The organism is Microbacterium sp. gxy059, from assembly GCF_050958665.1.
Taxonomy (GTDB): domain Bacteria; phylum Actinomycetota; class Actinomycetes; order Actinomycetales; family Microbacteriaceae; genus Microbacterium.
The window spans coordinates 47,613-62,609 of record NZ_JAMXWT010000011.1; the positions used below are offsets into that span (position 1 = coordinate 47,613).

Sequence of the window (14,997 nt, forward strand, 5' to 3'; positions counted from 1 at the left end):
GTGACTCGCATCCTCATCATCCTCGCGATCGCGGCGGTCGTCTTCACGGTCTTCAGCGTGGTCGACTGCGCGATCCAGCCCGAGACGCGCCACCGCGGCGTCCCGAAGGGGGTGTGGATCGTCATCGTGCTCGTGCCCGTCATCGGCGGTCTGCTGTGGTTCCTCATCGGCCGCGGCCGAGAGGGCCAGGTGCCCGCGGGGTCGGCGCGTCCCACCGCTCCGGACGACGATCCGGCGTTCCTCTCGTCGGCCGACGAGCGCATCCGGCGCCTCGAGGAGGAGCTCGCGATGCTCGACGCGGAGGAGCAGTTCGACGCGGAGGCCTTCGATCCGCGGGCGGAGAAGCCGGGCGACGAGGACGAGGGCGACGCGGACGACCCCGACGACGACCGTCGCGACGGGCGCGGCGAGGCGTGACGCGCGGCGCCGACTCTCCCGCGACCGAGGCGGCCGCCTCCCTGCTCGACGCGCTCGTCGTGCTGGGCGTGCGGCACGTCGTCGTGAGCCCGGGATCCCGGTCGCAGGCGCTCGCCCTCGCGGCGCAGGAGCTCGAGCGGCAGGGCCGCATCGCGCTGCACGTGCGCATCGACGAGCGCGACGCCGGGTTCACGGCTCTCGGCATCGGGCGGGAGGCACGCGTGCCGGCTGTCGTCATCTGCACGTCCGGCACGGCGGTCGCGAATCTCCTGCCGGCGGCCCTCGAGGCGCACCACGCGGGCGTCCCGATGCTGCTGCTGACGGCCGATCGTCCCCCCGAGCTGCGCGGCGTCGGCGCGAACCAGACGACCGACCAGACGCGGATCCTCCTCCCGGCGGCGCGCTTCTTCGCGGAGGCGCGCACGCCGGAGGGCGGGGCCGACGAGGCGGAGGAGGCGCGCGACCTCGCGGTCCGCGCGTTCGTCGCGGCGGCGGCCGGGAGCGTGCAGGGCGTCGCCCAGCTGAACCTCCCGTACCGCGAGCCGCTCGCGGGTCCGCTGCCCGGCTGGTTCGCGGACGGCGGGCGCGGCGCCGACGACCTCGCCGAGCGCGCGCGGGGGCTCGTCGAGGAGGCGTCGGATCCGGTGATCCTCGAGCAGGGCCCCCGCACGATCGTCGTCGCGGGCGCGGACGCGGGCCCCGATGCCGAGGTCCTCGCCCATCAGGGCGGCTGGCCGCTCGTCGCGGAGATCGTCAGCGGCTCCCGCTACGGTCGCCGCGTCGTGCGCGGGTATCGCGAGGCGCTGCGTCACGATGCCCTCGGCGGGGCGGTCGAGCGCGTCGTCGTGCTCGGACATCCGACGCTGAGCCGCGAGACGACGGCGCTGCTGTCGCGGACGGACGTCGAGGTGATCGCGGCTCGCGGCGCGGGGGAGGATCTCGACCTCAGCGGCCGGACGCGCGCCGCCGACCAGATCGCGGTCGCGCCTGGCGAGCCCGATCGCGCGTGGCTCGGCGCCTGGATGGAGTGGTCGGCGGCGCACGCGGCCGACCTCGAGACGGCGGCGCCGGACCTCGCGGGGCTGCAGTCGGCGGATCCGCGGGAGCGGCTGGGGGCGGTGCGCGCGGAGCTCGCGGCGGTGCGCAGGAAGCTCGATCGCGAGCAGCTCGTGGCGGGCGTCTGGCGGGCGACCTGGCCGCACGACCGCCTGCTGTTCGGGTCCAGCCGCCTCGTGCGGGTTGCCGACGAGGTACTGGGCGGCAAGAAGGTGCCCGTGCACGCGAACCGCGGCCTCGCGGGCATCGACGGCACGATCGCCACCGGCGTCGGCATCGCCCTCGCGAGCCAGCGGGAGGGCGAACCGGGCGTCACGCGCGTGCTGCTCGGCGATCTCGCCCTGCTGCACGACGCGGGCGGGCTGCTGCTGCCGCCGGGCGAGCTCCGCCCGAGGATCCAGGTGGTCGTCGGCAACGACGGAGGCGGCACGATCTTCGACGGACTCGAGGTGGCGCAGACCGCGTCGCCCCAGGCGATGGACCGGGTGCAGTACACGCCGCACGAGGTCGACGTCGCCTCGCTCGCGGCCGCGTACGGCTGGGAGCACGTGCGCGCGACGACCCGCGCCGAGCTCGATCAGGCGCTCACGACCGCGATCACCGGGCCCCAGATCGTCGAGGTCCCGCTCGATCGGTGACGGAGCGGATCCGTCCGGTCACCCGCGCGCCCAGGTCGCAGAAGCGCACCCGCCGACGCCCCGGATCCGTGCGTTTCAGCGATTCGAACGGTCGGCGGTCGCTCCGGGTATGCGAAACGCACCTCCGTCGGCGCGGGATCCAGCAGTTTCCGCGATCCGGGCGGGCGCCAGCCCAGCGAGGGGCCGCACCCCGCCGTTCGCGCGACGCGGCGGGTCTGCTGTGTGCGTGTCTCGACTCGGGCGGGAAAGGCGGCCGTGATCCCGCCGTTCGTGAGACATGGTGGCTCTCGCCACGTGTGCGTGTCTCAACTGATGTGGGAAAGGCGGCCGTGATCCCGCCGTTCGTGAGACATGGTGTTCGTCACCCGACGCGCGTGTCTCGATTGGCGAGAGAAAGGCGGCCCGATTCCCGCTGTTCGCGAGACACGGGCGCTGGCGCAGGTGCCTTGCCCCGCCGGAGCCGCCTCAGCGGGCCACCCCTACGCTGAGGGGATGCAGATCGACGTCGTGCCCGTGGATCCCTTCGATGCGTCGGCCGTCGCTGCCTGGTGGCAGGCGTCCGCAGACGCGATGCGGGCCGACATGGGCGAGCACGCGGTTCCCTGGTCGCTCGAGGAGAGCCGCGCGGAGCTGCAGCAGCGCACGTCGACGGTCGAGCGGCGCGCCTACCTGGCGGTGACGGGCGGCGAGATCGTCGGATCCGGATCCCTCGCTCTGCCGCTGAAGGACAACACGCGGTCGGCGTCCCTGGCTGTCTCGGTCCCGTTCGCGCACCGCCGCCGGGGCGTCGGCACCGCGCTGCTCGCGCACATCGAGGCGGCGGCCCGCGGGGCGGCGCGCAGCGTGCTCCACGCGGAGACTCGCTGGCCCGCCGAGGCTCCCGCGGATGGATCCGGCCAGCCGGGCCGCGAGTTCGCGCGCCGGCACGGCTACGACGTCGCGCTCGGCGACCTGCAGAGCACCCTGGCGCTCCCGGTGGATCCCGCGCACCTCGCGGCCCTGAGAGCGGAAGCCGAGTCCGCGTCTCGCGGCTACGCGATCCGCGGCTGGGTCGGTCCCGTGCCCGACGACGTCGTGGCGGGGTGGGCGATGCTCGACAGCGTGCTCGAGACGGAGGCGCCGACCGGCGATCTCGACATCGAGGCGTCGACGGCCGACGTCGCGGAGGTCCGCGAGAGCGAGGAGCTCATCGCCCGGCAGGGCCGGACCTCGTTCGGCGCCGTCGCGCTCGACGCCGACGGCCAGGTCGTCGCCTACTCGCAGCTCGTCGTCTCGGGCGACGACGGCGACGCCTACCAGTGGGGAACGCTCGTGCGCCGACAGGATCGCGGGCATCGGCTCGGTCTGCGGGTGAAGACGGAGACTCTGCGGATCCTGCAGCGGCGCTCTCCCGAGACGCCGCGGATCCTCACCTTCAACGCGGAGGAGAACGGCCCCATGCTCGCGGTCAACCGGCGCCTCGGCTTCGCGGCCACGGGGCGCCTCGCCGAGCTGCAGAAGCGCGTCGGTGCCCCACAATAGGGGGATGAGCCCCGCCCGACGCATCGTCATCGCGCCCGACAGCTTCAAGGGATCCGCGGCCGCCGCCGACGTCGCGGTCGCCGTCGCGGAGGGCTGGGTGCGCCAGGCGCCGCACGACAGCTTCGTGCTGCGGCCCATGGCCGACGGAGGGGAGGGCACCCTCGACGCGTTCGAGAAGGCGGTGCCCGGATCCCGACCCACCCCCGTGCGCGTCACGGGGCCCGCGGGGTCGGTCGTGCAGGCGGCGTGGCTGCGCCTGCCCGCGACCGACGACCTGCCGGGCGGCACCGGCGTCGTGGAGCTGGCGAGCACGTCGGGCATCGAGCTGCTGGGCGACGAGCGGCGGGGGCGCGACGCGTCGACCCTCGGATTCGGGCAGGCGATCGCCGCGGCGCTCGATGCGGGGGTCGACCGGCTGATCCTCGGCATCGGGTCGAGCGCCTCGACCGACGGCGGCACGGGGGTGCTCACGGCGCTCGGCGCCCGCTTCCTCGGCGACTTCGGCGCCTCCGTCGTCCCGGGAGCGGCCGGGCTCGACGAGGTCGCCTCGGCGGACCTCGCGAGCCTGCGCCCCCTGCCCCGCGGAGGGGTCACGGTGCTGAGCGACGTGACGAACCCGCTGTGCGGCGAGCGGGGCGCGGCCGCCGTGTTCGGGCCGCAGAAGGGCCTCTCCGGCGACGACATCGCGCGCGCCGACGCGGGGCTGGCGCGCCTCGCCGACGCGCTCGGCCGCACCGACCTCGCGGACGTCCCCGGCGCGGGCGCCGCGGGCGGAACCGGGTTGGGCCTGCTCGCCTGGGGCGCGGAGATCGTGCCGGGATCGGCGGAGATCGCCGCTCTCACGGGCCTCGCCGACGACATCGCGGGCGCCGACCTCGTCGTCACCGGCGAGGGGCGCTTCGACGGCCAGTCGGCGAGCGGGAAGGCGCCCGCGCACGTCGCGGAGCTGGCGCGCGCCGCGGGCGTGCCCGTCGCGCTCGTGGCGGGGGCGGTCGACGGCGACGCGTCGGGCTTCGCGCGCGCCGTGTCGCTCACCGACCTCGCCGGATCCTCCGCCGAGGCGATCGCCGACCCGCTGCGCTGGCTGCGCGACGCGGGCGCGGAGCTCGCGGGCTGACGAGGAGGCGGCCCTCGGCGAGGGCGCAGGGGATCCGCGCGCGGGACAGGGGCGAGCCCCCTACATCTCCAGCGCGTCGAGCACGTCGAACCAGGGGCGCGTCGTCTCTTCGTTGAACGGCGGGGTGCGGCTCTCCACGCGCCGTTTGAGGTCGGCGGTCACGGCCTCGAGCCGGTTGACGACGTGCAGGGGATAGCCGTACTCGACGCGGTGCTCCTCCCACTCGTCCTCGTCGTCGACGAACGTGCCGCGCTGGTCGATGCGCCGCACGACGTCGAGGTCCATGTCGATGCCGGAGGGCTCCTCGGCGTCCCAGCGCACCTCCCACGCGACGTCGATGTAGATGCGGGTGCGCTGCGGGGGCGCGTTGACCGTGAGGATCCACTCCGATCCGTGGTCGCTTCCCTGCGGAGCATCGGGCAGCAGCATGACGCACGAGGTCTTCAGAAGGGTGTCGCGACCGGGCCGGTGGCTGCGCCAGCCCACGCGCTGGCCGAACCACGCGCCCCACTCGTCGCGCCCGAGGTAGACGACCTCGTGAACCCAGTGCGGCCCGCCGTCCCACTTGCGCCAGTTGATGTGCATCTTGGTGCCGGGGCGGGTCGTGCTCATTCCACGACCTTACGCCCGGGCCGGTCTCACAGCGGGAATGAACCCGTCGCTCATAGGATCGGAGCCGTGACCGAACCCCTCTCGCTGCCCCGTCTCGTCGCCACCACGCGCGAGATCGACGCGGTCGATCCGCTGCTGTTCGCGACGGCGGAGGATCCCCTCGTCTGGCTGCGCAAGGGCGACGGGCTCGCGGCCGCGGGGCCGCATCTGCTGCACATCGACGTCGGCGAGGACGGGCGCCTCGCGGCGATCGCCGACCTGTGGCGCGCCATCGCGCAGACGACCGACGTCGACGACGCGGTGGGGCTGCCGGGAACGGGCCTCGTCGGCTTCGGAGCCTTCGCGTTCGACGAGGAGTCGGCCTCTCCCAGCACCCTCGTCGTGCCGTCGGCGGTCGTGGGCCGCCGCGGCGGACGGTGCTGGATGACGACGATCCGCATCGCCGACCGCGACGACGTCCCGCAGCCCGGACCGGTGGCGCTCGGGCCCTCGTGGTCGGCCACGCTCGGCCCGGGGGCGATGGATCCCCGTGCGCACGAGCAGGCCGTCACGGAGGCGCTCGCCGCGATCGAGCGGGGCGAGGCGGGCAAGGTCGTCATCGCCAGGGACATCACCGGCACGATCCCCGCCGACGCCGATCTGCGGCGCCTCGTGAGCGCGCTCGCGACCGACTACCCGGACACCTGGGCGTTCGCGGTCGACGGGATCATCGGCGCGAGCCCCGAGACGCTCGTCACAGTGCGCGAGGGCGCCGTCACCGCCCGCGTGCTCGCGGGCACCCGGCCGCGCGGCGCGAACGCCTCGGAGGACGGATCCGTCCCCGGCGAGCTGCAGGCGAGCGGCAAGGACCGCGAGGAGCACCGCTTCGCCGTCGAGAGCGTCCTCGACGCGCTTCGCCCCCACACCTCGGCGCTGCGCGCGGCGGACGAGCCGTTCACCCTCGAGCTGCCCAACCTCTGGCACCTCGCGACCGACGTCAGCGGCGAGCTGTCGGACGGCGCCTCGGCGCTCGACCTCGTGCGGGCGCTGCACCCGACGGCCGCGGTCGCGGGCACGCCCACCGACCGGGCGATCGAGCTGATCCGCCGCATCGAGCCGTTCGACCGGGGCCGCTACGCGGGGCCCGTCGGCTGGATCGACGGAGACGGAGACGGCGAGTGGGGCATCGCGCTCCGCTGCGCGCAGTTCGGCCCGGCCTCGACCGACTCCGATGGCACCCGCGTCGTGACGGCCCACGCGGGCGGCGGCATCGTCCCCGGGTCTGCCCCGGAGGCCGAGCTGACCGAGACGCGCGTGAAGTTCCGCCCCATCGTCGACGCCCTCGCTTGAGGGCCGCCCCGAGATACGCGGGTCAGCGGCCTTCCCCGGCGTGCGTTTCTCCGACGCGGGGCGGGGTGGCACGTCCGGGGCGCAGAAACGGCTGTCTGTGGCCGTCGGGGCGGTGCGTTTCGCCGACCTGGAGGCGGGGTGGCACGTCCGGGGCGCAGAAGTGGCTGTATCCGGGCGCTGGGGGCGTGCCTTTCCTCGACCCGGGCTGGCCTGGCGGCTTCGGGGCGCAGAGATGGTCGTGTGCGGGTGCCGTGGGCGGGGCGGTGCGTTCGGGCCCCAGAATCGGCCGCCCGTCGCGTACCTGCGGGCCTGCCGCCGCCCGGCGGAACGCGGATCCCCGACTCGGGCTGGCCTGGCGGCTTCGGGGCGCAGAGATGACTGTGTGCGGGTGTCGTGGAGATGCGTTTCGCCGACGCGGGGGGGTGACGCATTCCGGTCGCAGAAATGGCTGCATGCGGGCGCCGGGGGCGTGCGTTGCGCAGACTCGGGCTGGCCTGGCGGCTTCGAGTCGCAGAGATGACTGTGCGCGGGTGTCGTGGGGGTGCGGTTCGCCGACCTGGCGGCAGGGAGGTGCGTCCGGGGCGCAGAAGTGGCTGCATGCGGGCGCCGGGGCGGTGCGTTTCGCCGACCCGGGCGGGCTGCGGGTCCCAGAATCGGCTGCCCGTCGCGAACCCGCGGCCCCGCCGCCTGGTGGAACCCGGATCCTCGACTACTCGGGCTGGCCTGGCGGCTTCGAGTCGCGGAGATGGTCGTGTGCGGCCGTCGCGGGGGTGCGTTTCGCCGACCCGGAGGCGGGCTGGCGGGCAGCGGGTCGCAGAATCGGCCGGCCGTCGCGTACCTGCGGGCCTGCCGCCGACCGGCGGAACGCAGATCCCCGACGGAAGCGCGCGAGACCGCGTCCAGGCGCCCCCGCATCCGTAGACTCGGGGGGTGACTTCTCCCCACCGCGCCGACCTCGGCAAGGACCCCGCGCGCGTCAGCGGCATGTTCGACCTGGTCGCGCGCCGCTACGACCTCACCAACGTGGCGATGACGTTCGGCCTCGACGCCCTGTGGCGCCGCGCCACCACGCGCGCCGTCGCGCCGCGACCGGGCGAGCGGATCCTCGACCTCGCCGCCGGCACGTGCCGGTCGTCGGCGTCGCTCGCCGACTCGGGCGCGCAGGTCGTCGCCGCCGACTTCTCGCCGGGCATGCTCGCGGAGGGGAAGCGCCGCTACGGCGACCACCGCGGCCTGAGCTTCGTTGAGGCCGATGCGACGGATCTGCCGTTCGTCGACGGCGAGTTCGACGCCGTCACGATGTCGTACGGCCTGCGCAACGTCAACGACCCTAAGCGCGCGCTCGCCGAGCTGCTGCGGGTTACGAAGCCGGGCGGCCGCATCGTCGTCAACGAGTTCTCGACGCCCCCGAACCCGGCCTTCCGCACGCTCTACCGCTTCTACAACGACCACGTGCTGCCGCGCGTCGCGCGGCTCGTCGGCTCCAACGGCGAGGCGTACGACTACCTCAACGAGTCGATCCGCGAGTGGCCCGACCAGCGCGCGCTCGCCGCGTGGATGCGCGAGGCCGGCTGGACCGACGTCGCCTACCGCAACCTGTCGCTCGGCATCGTCGCGCTGCACCGCGCCTGGAAGCCCGTCGCCTGACGCCGCGGCCGCCCGCCGCCGATTCTCGGCGAGGATCGTGCGTTCGGCGGATCCTGGGGGGGGAGAGAGAGAGGGCTGGTTCGGTCCGCTGTTCTCGGGTTCTCCGCTGTTCGGGCGGGTGATGCGGTCCCTCGCCGCATTCTCCGCGGCGCCCCCGCCCGCGAACAGCCTGATCTCGCTCGCCCCACCCGTCACGGCCGCGAACCGACCGAGATCCCCGGGGCCGCCTCGACCGCGATCCGCCCGGCCGGTCGCGCCCCCGATGAGCCCGGCGAGTACCCCCGCCGGCCCTGCCGCCCGGGGCGCTCCGACGGGACGCGTCTCGTGGACGGCGCCCTGTCGGCCCCGTGCCCGGCCGGCCCGCGGCGACCCCGTCCGCGCACCGCGTGATCTCGCTCGCCCCGCCCGCCCCGGCCGCGAACCGACCGAGACCCCCGTGCCGCTTCGACCGCGATCCGCCCGACCCGTCCCCGCCGGCCCTGCCGCCCGGGGCGCTCCGACGGGACGCGTCTCGTGGACGGCGCCCCGTCGGCCCCGTGCCCGGCCGGCCCGCGGCGACCTCGCCCGCGAACCGCCTGATCTCGCTCGCCCCACCCGCCTCGACCGCGAGTGGACGGCGCCCTGACGCCCCCGACGAGCCGACCCCGTTCGCCGCGGACAGGGCGCGCCGTTCCGCCCCGCCCGCCCGTGTCGGGTGGGCCGGATCCCGCCCCCGGTCGCGCGGGAGAACCGCGGTCTCGGCCGGGTAGGGTGGACGGGTGACTTCGAGCCCCGCCGCCCCGGGTTCGCGAATGGCGAGCCGATTCGGCCTCAGCGACCGCATGTTCGTCGGCCCCGCCGCGCGACGCCTCGCGGCGACCCTCGAGCGCGAGCTCGAGGAGGTCGAGGAGGCGCTCGCCCGCGAGCTGCAGTCGGCCGACCCGCTGGTCGACGCCATGAGCCGCTACCTCTACGAGGCGGGCGGCAAGCGCGTGCGCCCCATGCTCGTCCTGCTCACCGCCCATCTCGGCGAGGGCATGACCGACGCCGTGCGCGACACGGCGGTCGCGCTCGAGCTCATGCACCTCGGGTCGCTGTACCACGACGACGTCATGGACGGAGCAGACCGCCGCCGCGGCGTCACCGCCGCGCACCGCGTGTGGGACAACTCCACCGCGATCCTCATCGGCGATCTGCTGCTCTCCCGCGCGAGCCGCGTCATGGGCCGTCACGGCGACATCGCCGTCGACATGCAGACCGAGACGTTCGAGCGGCTCGTCATGGGGCAGCTCAACGAGACGGTCGGGCCCCGCGATGGCGACGACCCGATCGCGTTCTACCTGCAGGTGCTCGCCGACAAGACCGGATCCCTCATCGCCGCCGCCGCGCAGGCGGGCGCGCACTTCGGGGGCGCCGCCGAGGAGCATCGCGACGCGCTGCGCGCGTACGGCGAGAAGGTGGGCGTCGCCTTCCAGCTCGCCGACGACGTCATCGACCTCTCAGCGGATCCCGAGAAGACCGGCAAGGTGCCGGGGACCGACCTGCGCGCGGGCGTCGTGACGATGCCGTACCTGCTGCTCAAGGACAGCGCCGACCCGGCCGACGTCGACCTCGCCGGTCGCATCGACGCGGGCGTGGAGCGGATCCGCGAGGGCGCGGACCCCGCGATCCTCGACGGCGAGCTCGAGGAGCTGCGCGACCACGCGGCCACGGCGCGCACGCACGAGCTCGCCCTCCGCTGGACCTCGGAGGCGGTCGACGCCCTCGCCCCTCTGCCGCGCGGCACGGTGCGCGAGGCGCTCACCCGCTTCGCGCGCGAGCTCGCCGACCGCTCCCGCTGACCGCCTGCGCGGCGCGTATCTCCCCGACAGAAGGACACGCACAGACATGACCAAGCTCCGTCTCGCCATCGTCGGCGCCGGCCCCGCCGGCATCTACGCCGCTGACATCCTGCTGAAGACGGAACGCGCCTTCGAGGTGTCGATCGACCTGTTCGAGCACCTCCCGGCCCCCTACGGTCTCGTGCGCTACGGCGTCGCGCCCGACCACCCCCGCATCAAGGGCGTCGTGAACGCTCTGCGCGACGTGCTCGACCGCGGCGACATCCGCTTCTTCGGCAACGTGCGCTTCGGCGAGGACATCTCGCTCGACGACCTCAAGAAGCACTACAACGCCGTGATCTTCGCGACCGGCGCCGTGCGCGACGCCGACCTCGACATCCCGGGCATCGACGCGGAGGAGTCGTACGGCGCGGCCGACTTCGTCAGCTGGTACGACGGCCACCCCGACGTGCCCCGCACCTGGTCGCTCACGGCCGAGCACGTCGGGATGATCGGCAACGGCAACGTGGCGCTCGACGCGGCGCGGATCCTCGCGAAGCACGCCGACGACCTGCTGCCCACCGAGATCCCCGACAACGTGTACCGCGTGCTGAAGGACTCGCCCGTCACCGACGTGCACGTCTTCGGCCGCCGCGGCCCCGCGCAGGTGAAGTTCACGCCCCTCGAGCTGCGCGAGCTGGGCGAGCTGAACGACGTCGACATGGTCGTGTACGAGGAGGACTTCGACTACGACGAGGCGTCGCTGGCCGCGATCGCGTCGAACAAGCAGGTGAAGGTCATCGACCGCGTGCTGCAGAAGTGGCGCGAGCTGCCGAGCGCCGACGGCGCGGGCGGAGAGGCGTCGCGTCGCCTGCACTTGCACTTCTGGGCGCGTCCGGTCGAGGTGAGGACCGACGACGAGGGGCGCGTCGCGTCGCTCGTGTACGAGCGCACGCAGGCCGACGGATCGGGCGGCGTGGTCGGCACCGGCGAGATGCGCGAGGTGCCGCTCGGCCAGCTGTACCGCGCGATCGGGTACTTCGGATCCCCGCTGCCGGGAGTGCCGTTCGACGACCAGCACGGCGTGATCCCGAACCGCGAGGGGCAGGTGCTGTCGGAGGACTCCAACGACATCGTCCCCGGCCTGTATGCGACGGGCTGGATCAAGCGCGGCCCCGTGGGCCTCATCGGCCACACGAAGAGCGACGCGATGGAGACGATCAGCCACCTCGTCAACGACCAGGGCTCCTGGTGGCAGCCGGAGGATCCGTCGGAGGAGGCGATCCCGGCGCTGCTCGCAGGCCGCGGCGTCGCCTGGACCGACCTCGAGGGCTGGCACCGCCTCGACGCGCACGAGCTCTCCCTCGGCGAACCGCACGACCGCGAGCGGATCAAGGTCGTGCCGCGCGACGAGATGGTGCGGATCTCTCGAGGGGAGTGAGCGACGTGGGGTGGCGGCCGGATCTCCTCGGAGAGGGCTTCGAGCAGCTGACGCTGCCCCTCGGCGCAGACGACGAGGGAGAGGTCGTCGCGACGCTCGTGCGCTCCCTGCCGCATCGCTCGGCGCTGCCCTGGAGGCGCGGCCCGTACGACGGCCTCGACGTGCTCTACGTGCACGGCTGGTCCGACTACTTCTTCCAGACCCAGCTGGCGCGCTTCTACACCGAGCGCGGGGCGCGGTTCTTCGCGCTCGACCTGCGCAAGTACGGTCGCAGCCTGCGCCCAGGGCAGACCGCGGGCTATGTCACGGATCTCGCGACGTACGACGAGGATCTCGTCGCGGCGCTGAGCGAGATCGGCTACGCGGTCGACGGCGGCCCGGGCGCGGATCCGTCGCGCCGCCTGCTGCTGCTCGGCCACTCGACGGGCGGGCTCGTGCTGACGCTGTGGGCGCACCGGCATCCGGGCGTCGCGGCGGGGCTGCTGCTCAACAGCCCGTGGCTCGAGTTCCAGCTGCCTCGATGGTCGCGCGAGACGATCCGCCCGCTCGTGGGATGGCAGGCGCGCCTCGCGCCTCACGATCGCGGGCCCCAGCTCGACCTCGGCTTCTACTCGCGGGCGCAGCGGGAGGTCGCGGATCCGGATCACCCATACGAGGTCAACCCCGCCTGGCGGCCGGAGCAGACGATGCCCGTGCACGCGGGGTGGCTGAACGCCGTCCTCGAGGGGCACGGACAGGTCGCCGACGGCCTCGACGTGCGTGAGCCGGTCGGGGTGCTGCTGTCGAAGCGGTCCGCGATCCCCGTGCGCTGGTCGGAGGATCTCACCCGCGCCGACTCGGTGCTCACGGTCGACGACGTCGCGCAGGCCGCGCTGGGGGTCGGCCCGAGCGTGACGGTCATGCGCATCGACGGCGCCCTGCACGACGTGTTCCTCTCGCGGCACGACGCCCGCGTCGAGGCCTTCTTCCGCATGGAGGAGTGGGTGGGCGGCTTCATGGCGACCGAGACGCTCCGCCGCGCCCGCTGAGAGCGCGGTGCGCGGGGCGCACTCCGGGGATCCGGGGCCGTCTGGGGTCGCTGAATCGGCTGCGTCCGGCGCCGTGAGGGGTGCGTTTCGCGTACCCGGAAGGGGGAGTGGGCGTCCGGGTCGGTGATTCGCACGGATCCGGGGCGTGCGCGGGTGCGTTTCGCGTACTCGGGGGCGGGCTCCCGCCGTTCGGGGCGCGAAATCGCACGTGTCCGATGCTCGGGTGACGCCGGCCCGCCTGCGCCCCGGGAACGCCGCGGCGCCCCGGGACCGAGGTCTCCGGGGCGCCGCGGGCGGGGATCAGCGGGTGCTGGTGCCGGGGGCCGACGCGCGGCGGCGGCGACGGCCGCCTCCGGCGGACGGGCCGCGCTGGCCCTGGCCGTTGGGGTTCTGCGCGCGCTGCGGCTGGGCGCTGTGCCCGCCGGCCTGCGCTCCGCCCGCGCGCCCGGAGGCGGCCTGTCCGCCCGAACGACCGGCGCCGCTCTGGGCACCGGATCCGCCCTGCGCACCGCGACCGCCGCGCGAGCGGCCGCCCTGTCCGGATCCCTGTCCGCCCTGGCGCGCGTCGCGGGCCGCGCGCTTGCGGCGCGCGTTGGCGCCCTGCGACTGCCCTCCGCCGGTCGATCCGGGAGCGGGCGCGTTGCCCGAGCCGGGGCCGCCCGGACGCGGGGCGACGTGCTCGGCGACCTCGCCGACGAGCTCCGTGACGGCCGCGCTGTCGGGCTCGACCTGCTGGGGCTTGGCCTGGATCCCGGCGTGGCGCAGCAGCTGCCGCACCTCGCCGCGCTGGTCGGGCGTCATGATCGTGACGACGTCGCCCGAGTTGCCGGCGCGGGCGGTGCGACCCGAGCGGTGCAGGTACGCCTTGTGGTCGGCGGGCGGATCCATGTGCACGACGAGGTCGACGTCGTCGATGTGCACGCCGCGCGCCGCCACGTCGGTCGCGACGAGCACCTTCACGCGGCCGGACGAGAGCTCGGCGAGGTTGCGGTCGCGCGCGTTCTGCGACAGGTTGCCCTGCAGGTCGACGGCCGGGATGCCCGACGCGGTGAGCTGCTTGGCGAGGCGCTTGGCCTGGTGCTTGGTGCGGGAGAAGAGGATCCGCTTCGAGGTGCCCGAGGCGAGGGTGCGGATGAGCGCCTTCTTCGCATCGGGGTCGACGGCCTCGAACACGTGGTGGGTCATGGCGGGGACGGGCGAGGCGGCCGAGTCGATCGAGTGCTCGACCGGATCGGAGAGGAAGCGCTTCGCGAGACCGGAGACGCCGTTGTCGAGCGTCGCCGAGAACAGCAGGCGCTGCCCGCCCTTCGGCGTCTGCGACAGGAGGCGCGTGACGACGGGCAGGAAGCCGAGGTCGGCCATGTGGTCGGCCTCGTCGAGCACCGTGATGGCGACGCGGTCGAGGCGCACGATGCGCTGCGAGATGAGGTCCTCGAGGCGGCCGGGGCAGGCGACGACGATGTCGACGCCGCTGCGGAACGCGGCCTCCTGGGGCTTCTGCGAGACGCCGCCGAACACGGTCGTCACGGTGAGGCCCGCGGCGCGGGCGAGCGGCGCGATGACCTTCGCGATCTGCGTCGCGAGCTCGCGCGTCGGGGCGAGCACGAGGCCGGTGGGCTGGCCGGGGCGGCCCTTCTCGCCGTTCTCGGCGAGCCGCGCGACCATCGGGATCGCGAAGGCGAGGGTCTTGCCGGATCCGGTCTTGCCGCGGCCGAGCACGTCGCGGCCCGCGAGGGTCGACGGCAGCGTCTCGCGCTGGATCGGGAAGGGGGTGGGACGGTCGACGGCGACGAGCGCGTCGACGAGGACGGAGGGGACGCCGAGGTCGGCGAACGAGGGGGTCTGCGTGTCGGCAGAGGTCATGGATGATCTCTCGGTGAGCACGGCGACGCCGGCGAACTGGTCGCGGCGGCGGGCGTGAGATGGGCGAAAGCGGCGGATGCCGAATCGTGTTCGCCACGGAGGATGCGGGTCGAGCGAGAAGCTCTGATCAGCCGCGACGACGAACGCGAGCCGCGCGGGGCGCGTGTGCGTTCGGATCCACCCTAGCCCCTTCGCCCGACAGGGAGCCGAGTGCGGCGGATCCCGCGGTCGCGCGTCGGGCAGGCGCGTCTCGACGGCTGGCTCGCGCGAGGGCCGATCCGTGTCTCGCGTCGTGCGGGAATGGGCGCGTCATTCCCGCCGAAAGTGAGACATGGTCCGGATGGTTGGCCCATGTCTCACGTCGTGCTGCTGTACCGAGTGCTTTTCCGCGTGTCGTGAGACGTGGTGCGGATAGTGGAAGATCCGTGTCTCGCGTCGTGCGGGAATGCTCGCTTCGATCCCGCAGAAGGTGAGACACGGTGGGGTGGCCCCTCCGTGTCTCGCGTCGTGCGGGAATGAGCGCGTCATT

At 74.2% G+C, this 14,997-nt stretch carries 11 protein-coding genes; 9 read left to right on the forward strand and 2 right to left on the reverse strand.

What is annotated here, in order from left to right; translation table 11 throughout:
• The 4 genes from NHL53_RS08200 (at nucleotide 1) to NHL53_RS08215 (ending at nucleotide 4,749) form a co-directional block, all read left to right on the forward strand.
• Nucleotides 1-417: a PLD nuclease N-terminal domain-containing protein gene (locus NHL53_RS08200; RefSeq protein ID WP_433776367.1), complete on the forward strand. Its 417-nt coding sequence runs from the start codon at nucleotides 1-3 to the stop codon at nucleotides 415-417.
• On the forward strand, nucleotides 414-2,111 hold the full coding sequence (gene menD, locus NHL53_RS08205; protein ID WP_433776368.1) for a 2-succinyl-5-enolpyruvyl-6-hydroxy-3-cyclohexene-1-carboxylic-acid synthase: 1,698 nt from the start codon (nucleotides 414-416) through the stop codon (nucleotides 2,109-2,111). Before NHL53_RS08200 ends, menD begins: the two co-directional genes overlap by 4 nt.
• 492 nt (nucleotides 2,112-2,603) lie before the next feature.
• A complete protein-coding gene (locus NHL53_RS08210) occupies nucleotides 2,604-3,632 on the forward strand; it encodes a GNAT family N-acetyltransferase (RefSeq protein ID WP_433776369.1) in 1,029 nt (342 codons plus the stop codon).
• Nucleotides 3,633-3,636: 4 nt separating this feature from the next.
• Nucleotides 3,637-4,749, forward strand: coding sequence for a glycerate kinase (locus NHL53_RS08215; RefSeq protein ID WP_433776370.1), 1,113 nt, complete (start codon nucleotides 3,637-3,639; stop codon nucleotides 4,747-4,749).
• A 60-nt stretch (nucleotides 4,750-4,809) separates the two neighbouring features.
• On the opposite strand, the gene NHL53_RS08220 is transcribed toward NHL53_RS08215, so the two are convergent.
• The gene (locus NHL53_RS08220) at nucleotides 4,810-5,361 is read right to left on the reverse strand and encodes a DUF402 domain-containing protein (RefSeq protein WP_433776371.1); all 552 of its coding nucleotides are present in this window, start codon (nucleotides 5,359-5,361) and stop codon (nucleotides 4,810-4,812) included.
• A 66-nt stretch (nucleotides 5,362-5,427) separates the two neighbouring features.
• Here NHL53_RS08220 and NHL53_RS08225 point away from each other — a divergent pair, with 66 nt between their 5' ends.
• From NHL53_RS08225 to NHL53_RS08245, 5 genes are all read left to right on the forward strand, one after another.
• Nucleotides 5,428-6,690 (forward strand): isochorismate synthase, encoded by a 1,263-nt coding sequence (locus NHL53_RS08225; RefSeq protein WP_433776372.1) that lies wholly within the window; start codon nucleotides 5,428-5,430, stop codon nucleotides 6,688-6,690.
• A 930-nt stretch (nucleotides 6,691-7,620) separates the two neighbouring features.
• Nucleotides 7,621-8,337: a class I SAM-dependent methyltransferase gene (locus NHL53_RS08230; protein WP_433776373.1), complete on the forward strand. Its 717-nt coding sequence runs from the start codon at nucleotides 7,621-7,623 to the stop codon at nucleotides 8,335-8,337.
• Between the two features lie 791 nt (nucleotides 8,338-9,128).
• Nucleotides 9,129-10,157 (forward strand): polyprenyl synthetase family protein, encoded by a 1,029-nt coding sequence (locus tag NHL53_RS08235; RefSeq protein ID WP_433776374.1) that lies wholly within the window; start codon nucleotides 9,129-9,131, stop codon nucleotides 10,155-10,157.
• 46 nt (nucleotides 10,158-10,203) lie between these two features.
• Nucleotides 10,204-11,577, forward strand: coding sequence for an FAD-dependent oxidoreductase (locus NHL53_RS08240; protein ID WP_433776375.1), 1,374 nt, complete (start codon nucleotides 10,204-10,206; stop codon nucleotides 11,575-11,577).
• Nucleotides 11,574-12,605: an alpha/beta hydrolase gene (locus NHL53_RS08245; protein WP_433776376.1), complete on the forward strand. Its 1,032-nt coding sequence runs from the start codon at nucleotides 11,574-11,576 to the stop codon at nucleotides 12,603-12,605. Before NHL53_RS08240 ends, NHL53_RS08245 begins: the two co-directional genes overlap by 4 nt.
• A 300-nt stretch (nucleotides 12,606-12,905) precedes the next feature.
• On the opposite strand, the gene NHL53_RS08250 is transcribed toward NHL53_RS08245, so the two are convergent.
• Nucleotides 12,906-14,468, reverse strand: a complete 1,563-nt coding sequence (locus NHL53_RS08250) for a DEAD/DEAH box helicase (protein ID WP_433776377.1) — start codon at nucleotides 14,466-14,468, stop codon at nucleotides 12,906-12,908.
• Between the last annotated feature and the right edge of the window lie 529 nt (nucleotides 14,469-14,997).